The organism is Frigoribacterium sp. ACAM 257, from assembly GCF_007954365.1.
GTDB lineage: Bacteria > Actinomycetota > Actinomycetes > Actinomycetales > Microbacteriaceae > Frigoribacterium.
Window position 1 is genome coordinate 231,571 of the sequence record NZ_VOLO01000003.1, and the last position, 22,028, is coordinate 253,598.

24 protein-coding genes are annotated in these 22,028 nt (G+C 73.0%); 13 read left to right on the forward strand and 11 right to left on the reverse strand.

Translation table 11 applies throughout. The features are described from left to right. Window positions 1-5: 5 nt before the first annotated feature. Together dapC and ES689_RS10930 are read left to right on the forward strand one after the other, a co-directional pair. Window positions 6-1,106 (forward strand): succinyldiaminopimelate transaminase, encoded by a 1,101-nt coding sequence (gene dapC, locus ES689_RS10925; protein WP_146904199.1) that lies wholly within the window; start codon window positions 6-8, stop codon window positions 1,104-1,106. Between the two features lie 16 nt (window positions 1,107-1,122). Continuing rightward, complete coding sequence (locus ES689_RS10930; RefSeq protein WP_146904200.1) at window positions 1,123-2,418, forward strand: citrate synthase; 1,296 nt, start codon at window positions 1,123-1,125, stop codon at window positions 2,416-2,418. 112 nt (window positions 2,419-2,530) lie between these two features. On the opposite strand, the gene dapD is transcribed toward ES689_RS10930, so the two are convergent. After that, window positions 2,531-3,499, reverse strand: coding sequence for a 2,3,4,5-tetrahydropyridine-2,6-dicarboxylate N-succinyltransferase (dapD, locus tag ES689_RS10935; protein ID WP_146904203.1), 969 nt, complete (start codon window positions 3,497-3,499; stop codon window positions 2,531-2,533). Between the two features lie 71 nt (window positions 3,500-3,570). Here dapD and dapE point away from each other — a divergent pair, with 71 nt between their 5' ends. From dapE to ES689_RS10950, 3 genes are all read left to right on the forward strand, one after another. Then, window positions 3,571-4,647 carry a succinyl-diaminopimelate desuccinylase gene (dapE, locus tag ES689_RS10940; protein ID WP_146904207.1) on the forward strand — a complete coding sequence of 359 codons (1,077 nt, stop codon included), beginning with the start codon at window positions 3,571-3,573 and terminating at the stop codon, window positions 4,645-4,647. Continuing rightward, on the forward strand, window positions 4,632-5,921 hold the full coding sequence (locus ES689_RS10945; RefSeq protein WP_223269539.1) for a hypothetical protein: 1,290 nt from the start codon (window positions 4,632-4,634) through the stop codon (window positions 5,919-5,921). The genes dapE and ES689_RS10945 overlap by 16 nt, the downstream gene beginning before the upstream one ends. A gap of 85 nt (window positions 5,922-6,006) precedes the next feature. Further along, complete coding sequence (locus tag ES689_RS10950) at window positions 6,007-6,177, forward strand: DUF3117 domain-containing protein (protein ID WP_123548132.1); 171 nt, start codon at window positions 6,007-6,009, stop codon at window positions 6,175-6,177. 108 nt (window positions 6,178-6,285) lie between these two features. Here ES689_RS10950 and ES689_RS10955 read toward each other — a convergent pair whose 3' ends face one another. Further along, window positions 6,286-6,912: an O-methyltransferase gene (locus ES689_RS10955; protein ID WP_146904210.1), complete on the reverse strand. Its 627-nt coding sequence runs from the start codon at window positions 6,910-6,912 to the stop codon at window positions 6,286-6,288. A 68-nt stretch (window positions 6,913-6,980) separates the two neighbouring features. On the opposite strand from ES689_RS10955, the gene ES689_RS10960 reads away from it, so the two are divergent. Beyond that, complete coding sequence (locus ES689_RS10960) at window positions 6,981-7,382, forward strand: Sec-independent protein translocase TatB (protein WP_123548342.1); 402 nt, start codon at window positions 6,981-6,983, stop codon at window positions 7,380-7,382. 5 nt (window positions 7,383-7,387) lie between these two features. On the opposite strand, the gene ES689_RS10965 is transcribed toward ES689_RS10960, so the two are convergent. After that, on the reverse strand, window positions 7,388-8,302 hold the full coding sequence (locus tag ES689_RS10965) for a LysR family transcriptional regulator (RefSeq protein WP_146904213.1): 915 nt from the start codon (window positions 8,300-8,302) through the stop codon (window positions 7,388-7,390). A 245-nt stretch (window positions 8,303-8,547) separates the two neighbouring features. Here ES689_RS10965 and ES689_RS16005 point away from each other — a divergent pair, with 245 nt between their 5' ends. Further along, on the forward strand, window positions 8,548-8,670 hold the full coding sequence (locus ES689_RS16005; RefSeq protein ID WP_255515952.1) for a hypothetical protein: 123 nt from the start codon (window positions 8,548-8,550) through the stop codon (window positions 8,668-8,670). 181 nt (window positions 8,671-8,851) lie between these two features. Here ES689_RS16005 and ES689_RS10970 read toward each other — a convergent pair whose 3' ends face one another. From ES689_RS10970 to ES689_RS10980, 3 genes are read right to left on the reverse strand one after another with little or no spacing between them, the layout of a single operon-like run. Next, the gene (locus ES689_RS10970) at window positions 8,852-10,033 is read right to left on the reverse strand and encodes a P-loop NTPase (RefSeq protein WP_223269540.1); all 1,182 of its coding nucleotides are present in this window, start codon (window positions 10,031-10,033) and stop codon (window positions 8,852-8,854) included. Next, on the reverse strand, window positions 10,026-10,562 hold the full coding sequence (locus tag ES689_RS10975; protein ID WP_146904216.1) for a DUF1003 domain-containing protein: 537 nt from the start codon (window positions 10,560-10,562) through the stop codon (window positions 10,026-10,028). The genes ES689_RS10970 and ES689_RS10975 overlap by 8 nt, the downstream gene beginning before the upstream one ends. After that, window positions 10,549-11,880 carry a magnesium transporter MgtE N-terminal domain-containing protein gene (locus ES689_RS10980; RefSeq protein WP_146904219.1) on the reverse strand — a complete coding sequence of 444 codons (1,332 nt, stop codon included), beginning with the start codon at window positions 11,878-11,880 and terminating at the stop codon, window positions 10,549-10,551. Before ES689_RS10980 ends, ES689_RS10975 begins: the two co-directional genes overlap by 14 nt. A 71-nt stretch (window positions 11,881-11,951) precedes the next feature. On the opposite strand from ES689_RS10980, the gene ES689_RS10985 reads away from it, so the two are divergent. The 4 genes from ES689_RS10985 (at window position 11,952) to ES689_RS11000 (ending at window position 15,257) form a co-directional block, all read left to right on the forward strand. Further along, on the forward strand, window positions 11,952-12,449 hold the full coding sequence (locus ES689_RS10985; RefSeq protein ID WP_146904222.1) for a general stress protein: 498 nt from the start codon (window positions 11,952-11,954) through the stop codon (window positions 12,447-12,449). Window positions 12,450-12,860: 411 nt separating this feature from the next. Then, complete coding sequence (locus tag ES689_RS10990; protein WP_146904226.1) at window positions 12,861-13,478, forward strand: hypothetical protein; 618 nt, start codon at window positions 12,861-12,863, stop codon at window positions 13,476-13,478. 115 nt (window positions 13,479-13,593) lie between these two features. Next, window positions 13,594-14,409, forward strand: coding sequence for a YcnI family protein (locus ES689_RS10995; RefSeq protein ID WP_146904229.1), 816 nt, complete (start codon window positions 13,594-13,596; stop codon window positions 14,407-14,409). Then, on the forward strand, window positions 14,406-15,257 hold the full coding sequence (locus ES689_RS11000; RefSeq protein ID WP_223269541.1) for a copper resistance CopC family protein: 852 nt from the start codon (window positions 14,406-14,408) through the stop codon (window positions 15,255-15,257). The genes ES689_RS10995 and ES689_RS11000 overlap by 4 nt, the downstream gene beginning before the upstream one ends. Before the next feature lie 103 nt (window positions 15,258-15,360). Here ES689_RS11000 and ES689_RS11005 read toward each other — a convergent pair whose 3' ends face one another. Then, the gene (locus ES689_RS11005; RefSeq protein WP_146904232.1) at window positions 15,361-16,902 is read right to left on the reverse strand and encodes an aminopeptidase P family protein; all 1,542 of its coding nucleotides are present in this window, start codon (window positions 16,900-16,902) and stop codon (window positions 15,361-15,363) included. 47 nt (window positions 16,903-16,949) lie between these two features. Further along, complete coding sequence (locus tag ES689_RS11010) at window positions 16,950-17,978, reverse strand: endonuclease/exonuclease/phosphatase family protein (protein ID WP_191330385.1); 1,029 nt, start codon at window positions 17,976-17,978, stop codon at window positions 16,950-16,952. A gap of 85 nt (window positions 17,979-18,063) precedes the next feature. On the opposite strand from ES689_RS11010, the gene ES689_RS11015 reads away from it, so the two are divergent. Then, window positions 18,064-18,918, forward strand: coding sequence for a PHP domain-containing protein (locus ES689_RS11015; RefSeq protein WP_146904238.1), 855 nt, complete (start codon window positions 18,064-18,066; stop codon window positions 18,916-18,918). Window positions 18,919-19,071: 153 nt separating this feature from the next. Here the strand turns inward: ES689_RS11015 and ES689_RS11020 are convergent, their stop codons facing one another. Then, complete coding sequence (locus ES689_RS11020) at window positions 19,072-20,538, reverse strand: DEAD/DEAH box helicase (protein WP_146904242.1); 1,467 nt, start codon at window positions 20,536-20,538, stop codon at window positions 19,072-19,074. Window positions 20,539-20,625: 87 nt separating this feature from the next. Between ES689_RS11020 and ES689_RS11025 the strand changes: the two genes are divergently transcribed. Further along, on the forward strand, window positions 20,626-21,345 hold the full coding sequence (locus ES689_RS11025; protein ID WP_223269542.1) for a ferritin-like fold-containing protein: 720 nt from the start codon (window positions 20,626-20,628) through the stop codon (window positions 21,343-21,345). A 126-nt stretch (window positions 21,346-21,471) separates the two neighbouring features. On the opposite strand, the gene ES689_RS11030 is transcribed toward ES689_RS11025, so the two are convergent. Together ES689_RS11030 and ES689_RS11035 are read right to left on the reverse strand one after the other, a co-directional pair. Beyond that, window positions 21,472-21,762 (reverse strand): hypothetical protein, encoded by a 291-nt coding sequence (locus ES689_RS11030; protein WP_146904245.1) that lies wholly within the window; start codon window positions 21,760-21,762, stop codon window positions 21,472-21,474. 1 nt (window position 21,763) lies between these two features. Continuing rightward, window positions 21,764-21,988, reverse strand: coding sequence for a DUF3107 domain-containing protein (locus tag ES689_RS11035; RefSeq protein ID WP_123548145.1), 225 nt, complete (start codon window positions 21,986-21,988; stop codon window positions 21,764-21,766). Window positions 21,989-22,028 lie beyond the last annotated feature (40 nt).

Here is a 22,028-nt window from a genome sequence, read left to right on the forward strand (position 1 = left end):
CGATCGTGGCGCTGTCGCTGCCCGACTTCCCCTGGGACTCGCTCGCCGCGGCGGCCGCCGTCGCCCGTCGGCACGAGGGCGGCATCGTCGACCTCTCGGTCGGCTCGCCCGTCGACCCGACCCCCGCGGTCGTGAGGGAGGCGCTGGTCGCCGCCACCGACGCCCACGCCTACCCGCAAGTGGCCGGCACCCCCGCCCTCCGCGCGGCCATCGTCGAGTGGTACGAGCGCAGGAGGGGCGTGTCCGGCCTCGAGGACGCGAACGTCCTGCCCACCATCGGCTCCAAGGAGCTCATCGCGGGCATGGCGCTCTGGCTCGGCCTCGGCCCCGGCGACACCGTCGTCCACCCCGTCGCGGCCTACCCCACCTACGCCCTCGGCGCGGCGCTCGTCGGCGCCGACGTGCTGGCCAGCGACGACCCTGCCGAGTGGCCCGAGTCGACCCGCCTGATCTGGGTGAACAGCCCCGGCAACCCCGACGGCGCGGTCCTCGACCACGAGCACCTGCGCGCGGTCGTGGCGCGCGGTCGCGAGCTCGGCGCCGTGGTGGCGGGCGACGAGTGCTACGCCGAGCTCGGCTGGGAGGGCGAGTGGGCCGACCGCCCGGCGCCCTGCATCCTCGACCCCCGGGTCGTCGGCGACGACCTGCGCGGCGTCGTCAGCGTCTACTCCCTCAGCAAGCAGTCGAACCTCGCCGGCTACCGGGCCGGGTTCGTGGCAGGGTGCGACCACGTGATCGGCCAGCTGCTCGCCGTGCGCAAGCACGCGGGCCTCATGCCGCCCGCGCCCGTGCAGGAGGCCATGCGGGTCGCCCTCGGCGACGAGGCGCACGTGCGTGAGCAGAAGGCGCGCTACCGGGCCCGTCGAGCGGCCCTGGCTCCTGCCCTCGAGGCCGCGGGCTTCCGCATCGACCACAGCGAGGCCGGGCTCTACCTCTGGGCCACCCGCGACGAGGACTGCCGGACGAGCGTGGACTGGTTCGCCGAGCGCGGCGTGCTCGTCGCGCCCGGCAGCTTCTACGGCGTCGACGGCGGCCGCCACGTGCGCGTCGCCCTCACGACGACCGACGAGCGGATCGCCGCGGCCGTGGAGCGCCTCAGGAGCTGACCGCTAGGGTGACAGGGTGACTGATCCTGCCAACGACGCCCAGAAGGCCACGCTGCAGTTCCCGGGGGGGAGCGCCGAGTTCCCGATCGTGCCGAGCACACAGGGTGCCTCGTCGATCGACATCTCGAGCTTCACCAAGCAGACGGGCTACACGACCCTCGACACGGGGTTCGTGAACACGTCCGCGACCCGCTCGAAGATCACCTACATCGACGGTGACGAGGGCATCCTCCGCTACCGCGGGTACCCGATCGAGCAGGTCGCCGAGAACTCGACCTACCTCGAGACGGCATGGCTGCTCATCTACGGCGAGCTGCCGACCGCCGACGAGCTGGCCGACTTCGACGCCCGCATCCGCCGCCACACCCTGCTGCACGAAGACCTGCGTCGCTTCTTCGACGCGCTGCCGCACAGCGCGCACCCGATGTCGGTGCTCTCGAGCGCCGTCGGCGCCCTCGGCACGTTCTACGAGGGCTCGATGAGCGTCAGCGATCCCGCGCAGGTCGAGCTGCAGACCATCCGCCTGCTCGCGAAGCTGCCGGTCATCGCCGCCTACGCTCACAAGAAGAGCCTCGGCCAGGCGTTCTTGTACCCCGACAACTCGCTCAGCTTCGTCGACAACTTCCTCAAGCTGAACTTCGGCACGATGGCCGAGCCGTACGAGGTGAACCCCGTCCTCTCGAAGGCGCTGGAGCGCCTCCTGATCCTGCACGAGGACCACGAGCAGAACGCGTCGACGTCGACGGTCCGCCTCGTCGGGTCGACGCAGGCGAACATGTTCTCGTCGATCTCGGCCGGCATCAGCGCGCTCTACGGCCCGCTGCACGGCGGCGCGAACGAGGCCGTCCTCACGATGCTCGCCGAGATCCGCGACAGCGGCCAGGGCGTCGAGCGCTTCGTCGAGCGGGTCAAGAACAAAGAAGACGGCGTCAAGCTGATGGGCTTCGGCCACCGGGTCTACAAGAACTTCGACCCCCGCGCCCGGCTCGTGAAAGAGAGCGCGACCGAGGTGCTCGCCGCCCTCGGCGTGAAGGACGACCTGCTCGACATCGCCATGGAGCTCGAGGACATCGCCCTCGCCGACGACTACTTCGTCGAGCGCAAGCTCTACCCCAACGTCGACTTCTACACCGGCGTGATCTACAAGGCGATGGGCTTCCCGCCGCGCATGTTCACGGTGCTCTTCGCCATCGGCCGCCTGCCCGGCTGGATCGCCCACTGGCGTGAGATGAACCAAGATCCCGCGACCAAGATCGGCCGCCCCCAGCAGCTCTACCTGGGCGAGACCCAGCGCGACTGGCCGCAGCGCTAGCCGGCGCCTGCCTCGGCCGCGGCCACACGCCTCGTCCGCAAGACGTAGGCGAAAAGGGACAAAGCACCGCCGGGCCCGGCGGTGCTCTGTCCCTTTTCGCGTGTTCCTGCGGCTACGCGTGCAGCTGCGAGTTCAGCGTGATGCCGTGGCCCTTGCGCGGCAGGACCTCGACCGCGCCCGTGACCGAGTTGCGGCGGAACAGCAGCCCCGGGCGGCCCGAGAGCTCGACGGCCTTGACCGTCTGCTGCTTGCCGTCGTTCGTCGGCGTGCCGCCCACGACGACGACCTTGGTGCCCGCCGTGACGTAGAGGCCGGCCTCGACGACGGTGTCGTCGCCGATCGCGATGCCGATGCCGGCGTTGGCGCCGAGCAGCGCGCGCTCGCCGATGGTGATGCGCTGGGTGCCGCCTCCCGACAGGGTCCCCATGATGGAGGCGCCGCCTCCGATGTCCGACCCGTCGCCGACGACGACGCCCTGCGAGATGCGGCCCTCGACCATCGAGGCGCCGAGCGTGCCCGCGTTGAAGTTGACGAACCCCTCGTGCATCACCGTGGTGCCGGGGGAGAGGTGAGCGCCGAGTCGCACTCGCGAGGCGTCCGCGATGCGCACGCGGTCGGGCGTCACGTAGTCGAGCATCCGCGGGAACTTGTCGATGCCCGTCGTCGCGATGCCCGCGCGCTGCAGCGACGGGCGGAGGCGGGTGAAGTCGTCGGGGTGGACCGGGCCGGCGTTGGTCCAGACGACGATGGGCAGGTGCCCGAAGACGCCGTCGAGGTCGATGGTGTTCGGCGCGACGAGCAGGTGGCTGAGCAGGTGCAGGCGGAGGTAGGCGTCGGGGGTGGACGCCGGAGGCGCGCCCAGCTCGATCTCCACGGTCACGGGGACGAGGTCGACGCCCCGGCGCTCGTCGGGCCCCGCGGCGTCCGCGATCTCGGCCGGGACGAGGGCGGGGTCGCGGTCGGCCGGCAGCCGGCCGAGCGTCGGGGCGGGGAACCAGGTGTCGAGCGTGCTGCCGTCGCTGGCGACGGTGGCGAGCCCGTACCCGTGGGCGTGGGTGGCGGCGGGGGAGTCCGTGGTCATGCCCTCGATCGTAGGGCGGCGGGGAGGCGCCGCCCGGCGACCTGCCGGGCACCGGCCCTACACTCGGGTCCATGCCGCCCTTCGACCTGAGCGTGTCCGCCGTCGACGTCACCCGCCAGCTCTGCGACGTCGAGTCCGTCTCCGGGAACGAGCAGGCGGTGGCCGACGCCCTCTGGCAGACGCTCGAGGGCCACGACCACCTCACGCTCTTCCGCGACGGCGACGCGATCGTCGCCCGGACCGAGCTCGGCCGTGCCAGCCGCGTGGTGATCGCCGGCCATGTCGACACCGTGCCGCTGAACGACAACCTGCCGACGCGCTACGAGACCGACGACGACGGGGTCGAGTACCTGTGGGGCCGCGGCACCGTCGACATGAAGGCCGGCAGCGCCGTCCACCTCCGCCTCGCGGTCGAGCTGACCGAGCCCGTGGTCGACGTCACGTGGGTCTGGTACGACCACGAAGAGGTGTCCGACGCCCTCAACGGGCTGGGGCGGCTCGCACGGCTGCACCCGCACCTCCTCGAGGCCGACTTCGCCATCCTCGGCGAGCCCACCCGCAGCGAGGTCGAGGGCGGCTGCAACGGCAACCTGCGGGCGGAGATCCGCACCTTCGGCGCCCGGTCGCACAGCGCGCGCTCGTGGATCGGGTCGAACGCGATCCACGCGGCGGCGCCGATCCTCGACGTGCTCGCCGCCTACGAGGCCCGCGAGGTCGAGGTCGACGGGCTCGTCTACCGCGAGGGCCTGAACGCCGTCGGCATCACGGGCGGCGTGGCCGGGAACGTCATCCCCGACGAGTGCATGGTGCACGTCAACTACCGCTTCGCGCCGAGCCGCAGCGCCGACGAGGCCGTCGAACACGTGCGCGAGCTCTTCGCCGGCTTCGACGTGACGATCGTCGACCTGGCTCCGGGCGCCCGTCCCGGCCTCGACGCCCCGCTGGCCCGGCAGTTCCTCGAGGCCGTCGGCGGGGAGGCGAAGCCCAAGTACGGCTGGACCGACGTCGCCCGGTTCTCCGCCCTCGGCGTGCCCGCGGTCAACTACGGCCCGGGCGACCCGCTGCTGGCCCACCACGACGACGAGCGCGTGCCGGTGCAGCAGATCCTCGACAACGAGCGCGGACTGCGTGCGTGGCTGACGGCCTGACCACGCGGCCGTCCACGGCGTCGTCGGCACGTCCGGCGTCGACCCGTCCGGCATCGTCGACCCGCCCGGCGGCGCGACGCTCCGAGGCGCGACGCTGGCTGACCGTCCGCTGGCGGCTGCTGCCGTGGTGGGCACGTGTGCTCGGCGTCTTCGTCGTCTCACGCATCGTCAGCACGGCCCTGCTCGTCAGCTTCGCGCAGCGCCAGGGCGCCAACGCCTGGACCCTCGCGAGCCCGGACTACGCGAGCTTCGCCAGCATCTGGGACGGCCACTGGTACAACATCATCGCGGTGGTCGGGTACCCGTCGTCGCTGCCGCTCACCGAGACGGGCCACGTCGCCGAGAACGCCTGGGCGTTCATGCCCGCCTACCCCGTCCTCGTGCGCGGTCTCATGGAGCTGACCGGCGCCTCCTTCGCGACCTTGGCCGTGGTCGTGTCGACCGTCTTCGCGGGCGGCACGGCCCTCCTGTTCTCCAGGCTCCTCCGCCGCGTGCTGCCCGAGGGCACAGCGCTCTTCGGCGTGGTGCTGTTCTGCGCCTCGCCGCTCTCGCCGTTGCTGCAGGTCGCCTACGCCGAGTCGATGTTCCTCTTCCTGCTGTGCGCGGCGCTGTTGCTGCTGCTGCAGCGACGCTACGTGGCGATGCTGCCGGTGGTGCTCGTCATGTCGTTCACGCGGCCGGGCGCCCTGCCGCTGGCGCTCGCCCTCGGCCTGCACACGATCTGGCGCTGGTGGCGCCGGCACGACGACCCGTTCCCTGGCCGCGAGATGCTCGCCGCGGGAGCGGCCACGGTGGCGACGGCGGTCTTCGGGGTCGGCTGGCTGCTCGTGGCCGGCCTCGTCACCGGGCGGCTCGACGCCTACACCGAGACCGAGCTGGCCTGGCGCTCCGCGTACATCGGCCACGGCCCCCTGGTGCCGTTCACCCCCTGGATCGCGGGTGCGAACTGGTGGTTCCCGGGTGGTCTGGGGGTGGCTCTGCTGGTGATCTCGCTGGCGGGCCTCGGGGTGCTCCTGCTCGGGCCGTGGGGGCGGCGCCTCGGCGTCGACCTGCGGCTCTGGAGCCTCGCCTACGCCCTCTACCTGCTCGCCGTGTTCTTCCCCCAGTCGAGCACCTGGCGCTTGCTGATGCCGTTGTTCCCGCTGCTCGGCGTGCTCGCGCTGCCGAGGTCGAGGGCGTGGCGCGTCGGGCTCGTCCTGCTCTTCGTCGCGGGTCAGTGGCTCTGGATCGACTGGTGCTGGTGGGTGGACGGGTACGACTGGACGCCCCCGTGAGCCGGGTGACGCCTCCCCTTGTTTAGGTCTCAGCGTGTGGATCACGGATAATGGAGGCTGAATCTTCGCGAAAGGGGACTATCTGATGGCAGCCATGAAGCCGAGGACCGGCGACGGGCCTATGGAGGCCGTGAAGGAGGGCCGTCTCATCATCGTGCGTGTTCCGCTCGAAGGTGGCGGCCGCCTCGTGGTGTCGGTCAACGACGACGAAGCACGAGAGCTCCACGACGCGCTGGCGAACGTCGTCGGCGACTAGGCACGACCTCCCGCATCACCCTCGACGCCCCGTCGACCGTCCGGTCGGCGGGGCGTCGGCGTGCCCGGAGCGCAGGAGGCGCGGGTCGGCCCGCGACGACCGCTCGCGTCAGCGCTTGACGAGCTGGAGCAGCCCGTCGCCGGCCGTCGACAGCGAGCTGATCACGGCGGGCGAGGTGGACACCTCGGTCAGCAGGGTGCGGAAGCCGGTCGTCGTCGCGTCGCGTCGGGCCGGGTTCGCGACCGCGCCGTGCCACAGGGCGTGCGCGACGAGCACGAGCCCGCCGGGACGTGCCATGCGGAGCCCGTGCTCGACGTACTCGATGACGGAGCCGGGGTCCGCGTCGACGAAGACGACGTCGTAGCTGTTCTCGTTCATGCGGGGCAGCACGTCGGCGGCGCGGCCGGTGATGAGGCGCACCCGGGCGGCGGGCACCCCGCCGCGCAGGTAGGCGTCACGAGCGGCCTGCTGGTGCTCGACCTCGCGGTCGATGGAGGTGAGGGTCGCGTCGGGCGCACCGGCGAGCAGCCAGAGGCCGCTGACGCCGACCCCGGTGCCGATCTCGATGATGCTGCGGGCCCGCGACGAGGCGGTGGCGACGGCCAGCTGCGCGCCGACGGCGGGGGAGACGGCCTCGACCCCGACCTCGAGCGAGTGCTGCCGAGCCTCGGCCAGCGGTCCGCTCTCCGTCACGAGTTCTTCCGCGAACTTCCAGCTCGATTCGATCTGCGACACACTCACTCCTCGGTGCCCAAGCCTAGGGGCTGGCTGTCGGGGGCAGACGTTAGTCTGCATGCGTGTCCCTGTTCGGTCTGACGTTCGACAAGCTGCTGGTGATCGGCGTGCTCGCCGTGTTCCTGCTCGGGCCTGAGCGCCTGCCCGGCTACGCCTCGAAGCTGGCCCAGCTCGTCCGCAGCCTGCGCGACATGGCGAACGGCGCGAAGGCCCGCATGCGCGACGAGATGGGGCCCGAGTTCGACGAGGTCGAGTGGCAGAAGCTCGACCCCCGACAGTACGACCCCCGACGCATCATCCGCGACGCCCTGCTCGACGCCCCCGAGGCCGCGACGAAGCCGGTGTCCGGGGCGATGGCCCCGGCGACGGCGGCGGCGGTCTCCGTCGGGCTGCCCGGCGGTGGTCCGCGGCCGGCGCCCGAGCCGCTCGCGGTCGGCGAGGTCCCCCCGTGGGACGCAGAGGCGACATAGCGACGTCACACGCCGCCGTGCAGCGCGGCGACCCGTGAGGCCTCGGCGCGCAGGGCGTCGACGACACGGCGCACCGAGGGGCGTTCCGCTCGGTCGCGACGCATCAGCACCGAGACGTAGCGGACGGCACGGATGCTCTCGAGAGGAAGCAGGACCATGTCGTCCCGCGCCTCCTTCGCGGTGAACCTCGGCAGCACGGCGATGCCGAGGCCGGCCCCCACGAGCGACTCGGTGACCTTCGTGTCGCTGAAGCGCTGCGCGACGCGCACGGGGCTGCCCGTGACGCGCTCGATCTCGCGGTAGACCCACTCGAACGGGAAGTCGGTGGGCACCCCGATCCACGTCTCGCCCTCGAGGTCGCCCGGCGAGAGCGACGCACGGCCCGCGAGGCGGTGGTCGGCGGGCAGCGCCACGTCGAGGGGCTCGGTCAGCAGCGGTACCGTCACGAGGCCCCGCCCGCGCCAGGCGCGCCCGTCGGGGGAGTGCGCGACGACGACGTCGTGGTCGGCGGCGAGGTCCGCGAACTCGAGGATCGACGGGTCGTGGTCGGTGGCGACCACCGTGAGGCCCGGGGTCTCGGCGATGGTGCGCAGCAGCCCGGGCAACAGCATCTGCCCACCGGTGGGGAACGTGGCGAGGGTCACCTCGCCCTGCGGCGTCGCCACGAAGTCGGCCCAGACCGCCTGCGCGCGCTCGAGTGCGACGGCGACGTCGGTGGCGGTCTGGGCGAGGACACGGCCGGAGCCGGTGAGGACGACGCCCCTGCCCACCCGCTCGGTCAGGGCCACCCCGGCCTCCCGTTCGAGCACCTTCAGCTGTTGCGACACGGCCGACGGGGTGCGGTGCGTCGCCTTGGCGACGGCGGCGATGCTGCCCCGCTCGGCGAGTTCGCGGAGCAGTTCGAGCCTCTTGACGTCCATGTAGTGATTCTACGGTGTCACGGTAGAAAGGCATGGTTGTGCTTAGCTTTGTCCGGGCGCATGATTGACCTTGTCATCAGAGGGACCCCATGCCCTCTCTGCTCGGTCGACCTGGTCCCGAGCATCCGCAACGAGGCTGACCGACCGCCTGCCAGACCTGTCGTCGTGCCTCCGCACGAACCGGTCGCCGGAGGCGGTCGATCGTCCTGCCCACACCGCGCGACAGCGCAGACAAAGAGAAGAAAATGTTCATCGGAATCATCGTCCTGGCCGTCGCAGCGAGCATCGGCATCGTCGGGTCCGTCGTCTCGGTCGCCCGTGACGGCTACCGCGCCATCCCGACCCGCACCTTCACCCGCTGGTCCTAGTCGGCTCGTCGCCGCCTCCCCGCGTCGTCGGTCCGTGCTGGAACCGCTGACGCGCAGGCGGGCGAGTCACGTCTCCTCCTGAGCGTGGCCGTCCGCGAGAGGCGAGCGAACGAGACACACGAGAGGCCCCCGTGCACCTGCACGGGGGCCTCTCGTGCGTCCGTCACGCGCGCGCCGGGTGCTAGCTGACGCTGAGGCCGAGACGCCGGCCGACGAGGCTGCGCGGGCGCACCGCGAGGGTGCTCGCGAGCGCGTCGATGACCCGGGCCGCCGGGTCGTCCGGCGCCGCGACCACGACCGGCGCGCCCAGGTCGCCGCCCTCGCGCAGGCCGAGGCTGAGCGGCACGCTGGCGAGCAGCGGCACCTCGGCCTCCTGCCCCGCCGAGAGGCGGCGCGCGGTCTCTGCGCCGCCGCCCGTGCCGAACAGCTCGAGCACGGTGCCGTCGGGCTGGGCGAGCCCGGCCATGTTCTCGACCACGCCCAGGAGGCGCTGGCCGGTCTGGCGGGCCACGACTCCGCTGCGCTCGGCGACGTCGGCCGCCGCGGGCTGCGGCGTCGTGACGACCAGCACCTCGGCGTGGGGCAGCAGCTGCCCGACCGAGATGGCGACGTCGCCGGTGCCCGGCGGGAGGTCGAGCAGCAGCACGTCGAGGTCGCCGAAGAACACGTCGGTGAGGAACTGCTGGATGGTGCGGTGCAGCATCGGGCCGCGCCAGGCGACTGCGACGGACGAGTCGTCGACGAACATGCCGATCGAGATGACCTTCACGCCGTGGGCCACGGGCGGCAGGATCATGTCGTCGACCTGCGTGGGCTTGACCGCCGCGCCGTCGGGGCCGACCAGGCCGAGCAGGCCCGGGATGCTGAAGCCGTAGACGTCGGCGTCGACGATGCCGACCGAGAGGCCGCGGGCCGCGAGCGAGACGGCGAGGTTGGCGGTCACGGTCGACTTGCCCACGCCTCCCTTGCCGCTGGTGACCGCGATGACGCGGGTGAGCGAGTCGGGCCCGAACTGCTGCACGCGCGCGCCTCGGCCGGCCCGCAGCTTCTCGGTGAGGGCGTGCCGCTCCTCCTTCGTCATGACGGTCACGTCGACGGTCACGTCCGTGACGCCGTCGACCGAGGCCGTCGCGGCGCGGACGTCGCGCTCGATGGTGTCGGCCGCGGGGCAGCCGACGATGGTCAGCTTGACCGCGACCGTCGCCGCGCCCGCTGCGTCGACCGACACCTCGCCGATCATGTCGAGCTCGGTGACCGGCCGACGGATCTCGGGGTCGAGCACCGAGCCGAGCGCGGTCCGCACGCGGTCGGCGGCGGTGCCTGCGGCGGTGCCGGTGCCGGTGCGGCTGCCGCCGTCAGCCACGGGGCGCGTCGTCCGTCGTCGTCGCCGACTCGTCCTCGCGGCGGTCGATCTCGTCGAGCAGGCTGCGCAGCTCGGCACGGATGAAGTCCTTGCTGGCCATGTCGCGGATCGCGATCCGCAGCGCCACGACCTCGCGGGCGAGGTACTCGGTGTCGGCGAGGTTCCGCTCGGCGCGCTGGCGGTCCTGCTCGAACTGGACCCGGTCGCGGTCGTCCTGGCGGTTCTGCGCGAGGAGGATCAGGGGCGCCGCGTACGAGGCCTGGAGCGACAGGATCAGCGTCAGCGCCGTGAAGCCGATCGCGGCGCTGTCGAAGCGGATGCTCTCGGGCGCCGTGGTGTTGTAGACCATCCAGAGCACGCAGAACCCGGTGAGCGCGAGCAGGAACTGCGGCGTGCCCATCGCCCGGGCGATCGCCTCGGTGGCACGGCCGAAGCGGTCACGTCCGACGCGGCGCCGTCCCGGCAGCACCCGGGTGCGCAGGCCCTTCGGCGAGTCGAGGCGGACCGTGCTGCGGTTATCGCGTGCCACCGGTGGTCCTCCTCGTGGTCGTCGTCGGGGTCGTGGTCAGGGGGGCGCGGCGGGCACGTGCCCGCGACCGGCTGAGCGGTCTGTCCTGGTCGTTGCTGCGCCAGTCGTCGGGCAGCACGTGGTCGAGGACGTCGTCGATGGTCACCACCCCGACGAGGCGGTGGGAGGCGTCGACGACGGGCACGCTCACGAGGTTGTACGTCGCCATGACGCGCGTCACCTCGAGGGCGGTCGCGTCGACGCGGACCGGCTCGAGCTGCTGGTCGAGCAGCGTGCCCAGCCTCTCGTTGGGCGGGTAGCGGAGCATCCGCTGGAAGTGCACCATGCCGAGGAACCGCCCGGTGGGCGGCTCGTACGGCGGCAGCGTCACGCAGACCGCGGCTCCGAGCGCGGGCGCCAGCTCGTGGCGTCGGATCAGGGCGAGGCCCTCGGCCACCGTCGCGTCGGCCGAGACGATCACCGGCTCGGTCGTCATCAGGCCGCCGGCGGTGTCGGCGTCGTAGCTGAGCAACATGCGGACGTCGTCCGCCTCTTCGGGCTCCATCAACTGGAGGAGCTGCTCCTTGCGCTCGTCGCCCAGCTGGGACATGAGGTCGGCGGCGTCGTCGGGCTGCATCTGGTCGAGCACGCCTGCGGCGCGCTGGTCGTCGAGCTGGGAGAAGATCTCGACCTGCTCGTCCTCCGGCAGCTCTTCGAGAACGTCGGCGAGACGGTCGTCGGACAGCTCCGAGGCGACCTCGAGGCGGCGCTCGGGGGTCAGGTCGAGCAGGGTGTTGGCGAGGTCGGCGGGCACGAGGTCGGAGTAGGCGGCGATGAGGTGCTCGGCGCTCTGGGCCTCGCCCGTCTCGTTCTCCTCTGTCACCTCGTCCCACGTGGCGAACGCGGTGGGGCCCTTGCCGAAGGGCGACGGCGTGGTCTTCGGGCGCCGCAGGAACAGCTGCCCGATCTCCCAGTCGCCCTCGCTGACCTCGTCGATCGCCACGTCCTCGACGACGGCGCGGCCGCCGTCGCGGCGCAGCGAGACCCGGCGGCCGAGCATCTCGGCGATGACGCGGGTCTCGCCGCCGCGCTGCTCGAATCGACGCAGCGTGATGGTGCCGCTCGTGATGATCTGCCCCGAGCCGATGCTCGTGACGCGGCCGATGCTGACGAAGACGCGACGCTTGCCGGGCACCTCGACGATCAGGCCGACCACCCGAGGCGGGTCGTCCCGGCGGTAGACGACGAGGACGTCCCTGACCTTGCCCACCTTGTCGCCGGCGGGGTCGAAGACGGAGCACCCGGCGAGACGGGCGACGAAGACTCTGGTGGCGCTCACGCCTCCAAGTTAGTCGCTCAGCCCGACCGCGCCGCGTGCTGCCGCCCCTGCCGACGTGTTTCACTGCTCTCATGACGAACCCGAGCCCGTGGGGCCGCCGAGCGCCGAGCATCCCGACCCTTCCCCGAGGCGACGTCCTCGGGACGTACGCCAGCTACCCCGAGGCGCAGGCCGTGGTCGAGCGCCTGTCGCACGCCGAGTTCCCCATCAAGCAGCTCGCGATCATCGGCAACGAGCTCACCACGGTCGAGCGCGTCACGGGGCGGCTGACGTACGGTCGCGCGGCGCTCGCCGGCGCGGTCACGGGGCTCTGGATCGGCGTCTTCTTCGGGGCCGTCATGCTCCTCTTCTCGCCCGACACCGCCTCCGTCACGACCATCCTGGCGGCGTCGCTGATCGGCGCCGGCTTCGGCATGCTCTACGGCCTCGCCAGCTTCGCGATCAGCCGCCGTCGTCGCGACTTCACCTCGACCCACCAGGTGCTCGCCCGCAGCTACCAGATCGTCGTCGACCCGGAGCTGACGCACCGCGCTCAGCAGATCCTGGCGGGACCGCAGACCGGGCGCTGAGGCGCCGCCGGGCCTCCGGAGACCTGCCCGGCCCGTCCAGGCGTCGGTGCTCAGCGCGCAGCCGGGGGACCCTCGACGATCTCGGCCACCGGCCACCGGCCACCGGCCACCGGCCTCCGGCCACCGGCCTCCGGCCACCGGCCTCGGCGGCGCCCTCGCGTCGAGGGCGCACTCGCCGTGGCCAGCAGCACGACGAGCGCCGTCCCGGTCGTGGTGGTCGTGCTCAGCCGCCCCATGGGGCGAGCGCAGGAGGTGCTCGACCTGTCGTGTGGGATCGTTGCCGACCCGTGACCCCGCTGTCCCGCAGCGGGCGAGGTCGCTCGGCGTCGACCGACCTGGCCCGTGGCCGCCCGTCGGCGGTGGCGGCCCCCGGTAAACTGGCGCGACCGTCCCCGACCCCGAGAGAGCGCCATGGCCCCGAGATGGACGCGGTTCGTCCGCGGCTGGCTGACCGCCGGCTTCTCCGTCGTGGTCGCCGCCTTCTCGCACGTCGCGGGCGGCGGAGCCGAGCCCGGCACGCTCGGGGTGGTGCTCGCGCTCGCCTTCTCGGTGCCCCTCTGCATCGCGCTGACCGGTCGTCGCGCCTCGCTGCCCCGGCTCGCCGTCTCGGTCGCCGCCAGCCAGCTCGCGTTCCACCTCCTGTTCTCGCTGGGCGCCGCAGCCGGAACCGGCGCCTCGTCCGTGGGCGGGCACCACGCGCCCCTGGTCGTCACGGCCGGCGCGTCCGAGGTGCTCGCCGCGCACGGCGGGCACCACATGGCGATGGGCGGAGGGCTCATGTGGGCCGCGCACGCGGCGGCCGCGCTCGTCACCGCGGTCGGGCTGCGCTGGGGTGCCCACTGCCTCGAGCGCCTGGCCGTCGTGGCCGCTCACGGTCTCGCCCGCGTGCGTCGCGGGCTCTCAGGGGCCGTGCCGCCCGTGAGCACGGGCCCGCGCCTCCGTCCCGTCCTCGCCCTGCCCGGTCGGCGTGCGCCGCCCCTCCGGGCGATCGGCGCCAGGCCCCTCCGCGGTCCGCCCCTGCCCGTCTGATCACCGCCTCGGCGTCACGCCCCGACGCCGGTGCCCGCCTCGTCGTCCGCTCGACGACGGGGTCCCAGACCAGACGACACCGGCCGCCGCCGTGCGGCCAGACAGGACCACCCCCATGACCACCACCCGCCCCTCCTCGCGTCCGGCCGTCGCCGCACGCGCCGCCGCCGCCCTCGGCGCCGCGGCCCTGCTCACGCTCGCCGCGCCCCTCGCGGCGTCGGCCCACGTCCGCGTGAACCCTGCACAGGTCGACGCGGGCTCGTACGCCACCCTCACCTTCAAGGTGCCGACCGAGTCGGCCACGGCCGGGACCGTCGGCCTCACCGTCGACCTGCCGACCGACACTCCCTTCACGTCGGTCACCTACCAGCCGCTGCCCGGCTGGACGACGGTCGTCACCACGAGCACCCTGCCCGAGCCCGTCGAGCTGGACGGCGCGACCGTGACGGAGGCGCCCACGGAGGTCACCTGGACGGCCGACCCCGGCACGCAGGTCGGCCCGGGGGAGTTCCAGCAGTTCGTCATCTCCGCCGGCGCGGTGCCCGAGACCGGGTCGATCACGCTGCCCGCCCACCAGACCTACTCGGACGGCTCGGTCGTCGACTGGGCGGACGAGACTCCCGCCTCGGGCGAGGAGCCGGAGTTCCCGGCCCCGGTGCTGTACGTCGAGGACGCCCCGCCCGCCGACGAGCACGGCGGCCAGGACATGTCGGGTGGTGCCGACGGCGCGGCCGTCGCGGCAGGCGACGACTCGTCGTCCGGCGACACCGACACCGGCTCCGCCTCGGACTCGGTCGCCGTCGGCCTCGGCATCGGCGGGCTCGCCCTCGGTGCCGTGGCTCTGGTCGTGAGCGTCGTCGCGCTGACCCGTCGGCCCCGCGCCGCGGGCGCGGCACGGCCCGGCGCGGACGCGACGGGGTCGCGCCGGTGATCCCCGCCTCCTCGACCGCGACCGGTCGCGCGCCCGCCGGTCGGCGACCGTCCCGTGTCGCTCTCGTCGCGGGCGTCGTGGGCGTCGGGGCGGCGGGCCTGCTCGCGCTCGCACCGGTCTCGTCCGCCTCGGCGCACGACTACGTCGTGAGCAGCGCGCCCGCCGAGGGCAGCACGCAGTCCGCCGAGCTGACCGAGGCGTCGATCACCTTCAACGACGTGATCCTCGACCTGTCGGGCACCGGCTCGTCGAACGTGCTCGAGGTGACCGACGCCTCCGGCCGGCACTTCGAGGACGGCTGCTCGGCCACCAGCGGGGCGACCCTCAGCACAGGGGTCGCGCTCGGCGCGGCGGGCGACTACACGATGACGTACCAGGCCGTCTCGGCCGACGGGCACACCGTGTCGGCGTCGCTGCCCTTCACGTGGACTCCGCCGGCCGGGGCCGCCGTCGCCGAGGGAGCCGCCAGCCGGCCCGCCTGCGACACCTCGGACGAGGGCGCCGGCGGGGACGGTGCGGGGCAGCCCACGGCCTCGGAGGAGCCGGGAGGCGCGGACTCGACGAGCGCCGCGGCCCCGTCGGCCTCGGCCGACCCGACCGACGGCGCCACCGGCGAGGCCCTCGCCCAGACCGCCGACGCGGACGAGTCGAACCTCGGCCTCGTCGTGGGCATCGGCATCGGCATCGTCGTGCTGGCGCTCGTGGCCGTGGTCGTCGTGCTCGTGACGAGCAGGCGGCGCGGCGACGACCTGGCCGGTCCCGCCGGCGACGTGGACGCCGCGGACGTCGAGGAAGCCGCGGACCGCGGGGACGCCCGGGACTCCGGGCCGGGCGCGGGACGCGACTGATCCCTGGTGCTCGGCACGCGCCTCCTGCGAGGCCGTGGGCCGGCGCACGAGAGCCCCGATCCCCGAGAGGGACCGGGGCTCTTCCCCGTGCACGCCGTGCGGACTACGGGCGGGCGATCCAGGCCTCGACGTCCGCGACCGTGCGCGGGATGCCGACCGAGAGGTTCTCGGCCCCGTCGGCCGTCACCAGGATGTCGTCCTCGATCCGGACGCCGACGCCGCGGAACTCCTCGGGCACGGTGAGGTCGTCGGGCTGGAAGTACAGCCCGGGCTCGATGGTGAACACCATGCCGGGCTCGAGGACGCCGTCGAGGTAGAGGTCGCGGCGCGCCGCGGCGCAGTCGTGCACGTCCATGCCGAGGTGGTGGCTCGTGCCGTGAACCATGTAGCGGCGGTGGTACTGGTGGTCGGGCTCGAGGCTCTCCGCGGCGCTGACGGGCAGGAAGCCCCACTCGGCGGTGCGCTCGGCGATGACCTGCATCGCGGCGGCGTGGATCTCACGGAACGCGATGCCGGGGCGCACGATGGCGAACGCGGCGTCGGCGGCCTCGAGCACGGCCTCGTAGACGAGCCGCTGCACGTCGCTGAAGCGCCCCGACACCGGCAGTGTCCGGGTGATGTCGGCGGTGTAGAGGCTGTCGAGCTCGATGCCGGCGTCGATCAGGATCAGGTCGCCGTCGGCGACCGGTCCGTCGTTGCGGGTCCAGTGCAGCACGCAGGCGTGGTCGCCGGAGGCCGCGATGGTGTCGTAGCCCACGGTGTTCCCGTCGGCCCGGGCGCGACGGTTGAACGTGCCCTCGACGAGGCGCTCGCCACGCGGGTGGGCGACGATGTCGTCGAGGTCGGCGATGACGTCCGAGAAGCCGCGGCCGGTGACGGCGACCGCCTGTCGCATCTGGGCCACCTCCCACGCGTCCTTGACGAGGCGCAGCTCGCTCGCGTCGCGGGCCAGGACGTCGACGGCTGCGGCGGACGTCGGGTCGTCGTCGGTCGCGTCCGCGCCCGTCGCGTCCGCGCCCGTCTCGTCCGCGCCCGTCTCGTCCAGGCCGGCGGCGTCGACCGCGGCCGCGACGACGGCGTCGACGCGCGCGGTCAGCTCGGGGTCGGCCTCGCGCAGCACGAGGGTGGCACCGGTCGACGAGGCGACGACCGCGTCGAGCTCGGCGAGCTCACGGGTGGCGAGGTCGAGATCGGCGCCGACCTGCGCGAGCGAGGGACGAGGTCCCGTCCAGAACTCCCCGATCTCGGGGTCGGCGTAGAACTCGTCCGACTCGCGTCCGGCGCTGGCTCGGAAGTACAGGGTGGCCTCGTGTCCGTCGCCGACGGGCTCCAGGACGAGCACCGAGCCGGGCACGGTGGCCGAGCCCCAGCCGGTGAGGTGCGCGAACGCCGAGTGCGCCCGGAACGGGTAATCGCAGTCGTTCGAGCGGACCTTGGCGCGTCCGGCCGGGACGACGAGCCGCTCGCCCTGGTGCAGCTCCGACAGGCGGGCCCGACGCACCGCGGCGAAGGCGGCCTCTTCTCGCGCCGCCGGCATCACCTCGTCGCGATCGGCCCACTGGGACGAGATGTAGTCCTTGAACGAGTCCGAGCGGGGGGTGGTCGACCGGTTCGTGGTGGCACGGGGTGCCTTCTGTGCGTCCATGCCGCCATTGTCCCGCGAAGTCGCGGGCCGTCCAACCCGGTGCGGCGTCAGGCGCCCGTCACGGTGAGCTGCGCGACGACGGGGCGGTGGTCGCTGCCGGCCTCGTCCAGGTCGGTGACGACCCTGTAGCCGGTCGGCATCCACGAGCGCGTCGCGAGGACGTGGTCGATGGGGGTGCCGAGCAGCGGCGGCAGGTCGGTGGGCCAGGTGCCCAGGCCCGCGTTGGCCGTGGTCACCCCGAGGTCGCGGCAGCGGCCGAGCGCGCCTCCCGCGGTGCCCAGGCCGGCCATGTGGTCGAGGGTCGCGTTGAAGTCGCCCGCCATGATGACGTTGCCGTCCGCGCAGGCCTCGGCGAGGTAGCCGAGGCCCTCGCTCCACGCGTGCATCTGCGAGGTGGTCGGCGCGACGGGGTGGGCTGCGACGATGGTCGGCCCCGTTCCCGAGACCGGTGTCGCCACCACGGAGGGCATGAAGGGCGTCGTCTCGACGGCCGAGCCGTCGTCGGCCACCGCGACGGCGTACTCGCCGAGGCCGCTCGCGATCAGGAGGGAGGTCGGCTCCGACCCGCCCACGGTCGGGTACTCGACCGTCTTCACGGACATGGGGAGGCCGGCGGCGCCCATCGCCTCGGCGACGGCCGTCGCGACCTCGGCGCTCGTCTCGGGCAGGCTGACGATCTCCGCGCCCTCCTCGACGGCCAACGTGGCGATCACGTCAGCGCCCGGCGCGCCGCCCTCGGTGTTCCAGACGACCACCGTCAGGTCGGTCGGCAGCGCCTCGACGAAGTCGTCCCGACCGAGGCCCCTGGCCGCGGCCACGCCGATCGACACGGCGCCGAAGACGAGCAGCAGCACCCCGAGGGAGGCGGCGATCGACCGGAGGGGACGGGCGGCGATCCCGACGACGAACAGGACCACGGCCAGCCCGCCGGCGACGGCGGCCGCCGCCCCGCGGAACGAGACGAGCTGAGCTGTGGGCCACGTCCGCTGCAGGTCGAGCTGCTGCGGCCAGAGCGCGACGAACAGGGCGGCGGCGACCGCGAGGACGATGACGAAGGCGACGAGACGACGGATCATGGCGGGACCGAGCATAGGCGACCGCCCGTCCTGTGCACGGAGGACGCCCGGGCGGGCCGGAGCGACGTCGGCCTACGATGGGCGGATGCCCCATCGTCCGATCGACCTGCACACCCACAGCAGCGTCTCGGACGGCACGGAGACGCCTGCCGAGCTGGTCGCGGCCGCCGCGTCCGCAGGCCTCGCGGTCGTGGCGCTCACCGACCACGACTCCACGGCCGGCTGGTCGGAGGCCACGAGGGCCGTCGTGGGCACCGGCCTGACGCTCGTGCCCGGCATGGAGATGAGCACGAGGCTCGGCATGAACAGCGTGCACATGTTGGCCTACCTGTTCGATCCGGAGGACGCCGACCTCGTCGCCGAGACCGCCCGCCTCCGCGACAGCCGCCTGCACCGCGCCGAGCGCATCGTCGAGCGGATCGGGGCCGACTACGACGTGACGTGGGGCGACGTCCTGGCTCAGTCCACGCCGGGCGCGACCCTGGGGCGTCCGCACATCGCGGACGCTCTCGTCGCCAAGGGCCTCGCACCCGACCGCAGCGCGGCGTTCGCCGGCATCCTGCACTGGCGCTCGGGTTACTACGAGCCGCACGAGGCGCCCAGCCCTGTCGACGCCATCACGCTGATCCGCGCGGCCGGCGGCGTGCCGGTCATCGCCCACCCGGCGACGCGCGGCCGGGACACGAACATCTCGGCACGCTCGTTCGAGCAGCTCGTGGAGGCGGGCCTCATGGGCGTCGAGGTGCGGCACCGCGAGAACACGGAGGCGGGAGCCGAGCGGCTGCGCGAGCTCGCGCTCCGGCACGACCTCATCACGACCGGGTCGAGCGACTACCACGGCACGGGCAAGCCCAACCGCCTGGGCGAGAACGGCACGGATCCCGAGCAGCTGGCGCGCATCGTGGAGGCTGCCACCGGCTGGCGGCCCGTCGAGGGCTGACCCGGATCGTCGAGGGCGGGTCATCCGGGTCGAGGGCGGGTCCGCAGCGACCCGCCCTCGACCCGGAACACCCGCCCTCGAGCGGGTCGCACCACGAAGAAGAGGCCCGGCACCGTGACGGTGCGGGGCCTCTTCGCGGATCAGGGACCGGGGCTACGACGCGGGCGCGTCGCCGGCCGGACGTCGACGACGCGTACGGCTGCGGCGGCGAGGGGCCTCGCCGTCGCCCGCGGGCGCCGCTGCCGGGGTCTCGGCCGGAGCCTGGTCGCGGCGGGGAGCCTGCTCGCGCCGCGACGACTGCTCGCCGCCACGACGACCGGAGTCGCCGTCGCCGCCACGACGGCCCGAGTCGCCCTCGGCGCTGCGGGACCGGCTGCGCGAGCCGGGGTTGCGCTCCCGGGCCGTGGCGGCGCCGCCCTCGACAGCGGCCTTGGGGGCCGACTTGAGGCGGCCCTTCGTGCCGACGGGGATGTCGAGGTCCTCGAAGAGGTGCGGGCTCGACGAGTACGTCTCGACGGGCTCGGGCTGGCCCATGTCGAGGGCACGGTTGATCAGGGCCCACTTGTGCAGGTCGTCCCAGTCGACGAACGTCACGGCGATGCCGGTCTTGCCCGCGCGGCCGGTGCGGCCGGCGCGGTGCAGGTACGTGTCGTGGTCGTCGGGGACGGTGTGGTTGATCACGTGCGTGACGTCGTTGACGTCGATGCCGCGTGCGGCGACGTCGGTGGCGATCAGGATGTCCTTCTTGCCGGCCTTGAACGCGGCCATGGCGCGCTCGCGCTGCTCCTGGTTGAGGTCGCCGTGCACGGCGGCGGCGTTGAAGCCGCGGTCGTTGAGCTCCTCGACCAGCTTCGCAGCGGCCCGCTTGGTGCGGGTGAAGACCACGGTCTTGCCGCGGCCCTCGGACTGGAGGATGCGCGCGATGACCTCGTCCTTGTCGAGCGAGTGCGCCCGGTAGACGACGTGCTTGATGTTCGCCTGCGTCAGGCCCTCGTCGGGGTCGGTCGCCCGGATGTGGATCGGCTTCGTCATGAAGCGGCGGGCCAGGGCCACGATCGGGCCGGGCATCGTCGCCGAGAAGAGCATGGTGTGCCGGGTGGCGGGCACCTGCTGGAAGATCTTCTCGATGTCGCTGAGGAACCCGAGGTCGAGCATCTTATCGGCCTCGTCCAGGACCACTTCTTGCACGCCCTTGAGGTCGAGGAGGCGCTGGCCGGCCAGGTCGAGGAGGCGCCCGGGGGTGCCCACCACGATCTGGGCGCCGGCCTTGAGCTGCTCGACCTGGCCCTCGTAGGCCTTGCCGCCGTAGATGCTGACGACCTTCGTGTCGCGGTTGGACGTCGCGACCTCGAGGTCCTCGGCGACCTGGACGCACAGCTCGCGCGTGGGAACGACGACGAGCACCTTGACGCCGGGCTCGGGGGAGAGGCCGATGCGCTGGACGATGGGGAGGCCGAAGCCGAGGGTCTTGCCGGTGCCCGTCTTGGCCTGGCCGATGATGTCCTGGCCCGAGAGCGCGAGCGGGATGGTCTGGGTCTGGATGGGGAACGGTTCGAGGATCCCCTTCGCAGCCAGTGCGTCGACCATGTCCTGGTCGATCTGAAGATCGGTGAAAGTCACGTAGTTGCCCTGTCTCATGTGTAGGCGGATCGCGGACAGTTTAGCCCGTCGTGCGGCCGCGACCCTCGGACCCCGTAAGCTTGCGGCGTGGTGTCATGGAAGGGCCGGAGGTCTCAGCGCGGCGTCCCGTCCATCCAGTGGCCGCGGCCCGCCTCGAAGGTCGTGCCCGTGAACCGGGTCGAGCTCGGCGACTTCACCCCCGACCTCGACGTCTACCTGGGCCAGGCCGCCTACCTCGAGCTGTCGCTCTTCGAGGCACTCGGCCGTGCCGCCGTCTCCGCGCCGCACGTGCGCGCGCAGCGGACGACCGCTCGCGTCGCGGGCAGCACCCTCGATCGGCACCGCGGCCTCCTCGCCGAGATCGAGCGCACAGGAGGCGACCCGACGCTCTCCATGGACCCTCACCGCGAGGCGGTCGACGAGTTCCGTCGTCGTACCCAGGGCGCCGACTGGCACGAGGCGATCCTCGCCTCCTACGTCGCAGCCGGACTCCTGAACGACGTGTTCGTCCGGCTCGCGGCGGGCCTGTCGGCCGACCACCGCGACCGCATCGTGCGAGTGCTCGAGGCAGGCGACGACGAGTCGGCGATCGTGGCCGAGCTCTCGGCAGCCATCGAGGACGACCCGCAGCTCGCGTCGCGCCTCGCCCTGTGGGGCCGTCGCCTCGTCGGCGACACTCTGCTCGTGGCCAGGGCGGCGATCTCGGCGTCGCACGAGTCGGCCGACGACGAGCGCCTCGAGCCGGTGTTCACCGAGCTCGTCGCCGCGCACACGCGGCGCATGGACGCCCTGGGCCTGACGGCCTGACGGCCTGACGGCCTGACGGCCTGACCGCCTGACGGCCTGCCTGGGCTTGACGGCCTGACGGCCTGCGACCGACCGCGGGTCGTGGCACGGCGATCGTCACCCGGCGGCCCGAGTGCTCAGCCTGCGTCAGCCTCGCGAGAGGCGGGCCAGCAGTTCGCCGTCACGGCGCCTCCTCGAGGTCGCCGCCACGCGGCAGACCACGACCGCCGCGACGGCCGAGAGCACCAGGGAGACGACCCAGATCCACCCGCCGTCGGCCCTCAGGCCGAGGAGGAGGAGGACCTCCCACACGACGGCCGCGACGGACGCGGCTGCCCCGGGGGCCAGGAGCACACCGCGAGTGTCGTGGGCCGGCAGCGCGAAGTGGGCGACGAAGCCCAGCAGGGCGCCGCCGAGCACGACGAACAGGAGCTCCATGTCAGCTGACGAAGCCCACGCGGCGGTTCTCGTCGGAGCCCACCTCGACGTACGCGAGGGAGGCGGTGGGCACGAGGTAGGTCTTGCCCTTCGACCCGGCGAGGGTCACGTACGTCTTGCTGCCGTCGAGGGCGTCGGCGACGATGGCCTCGACCTCGGCCGCGGTCTGCGACGTCTCGAAGCTGATCTCACGGGGGCTGTTGGTGATGCCGATGCGAATGTCCACGTCGTCACGATATCCGACGCGGCCGGGATGGGCCTCGCGC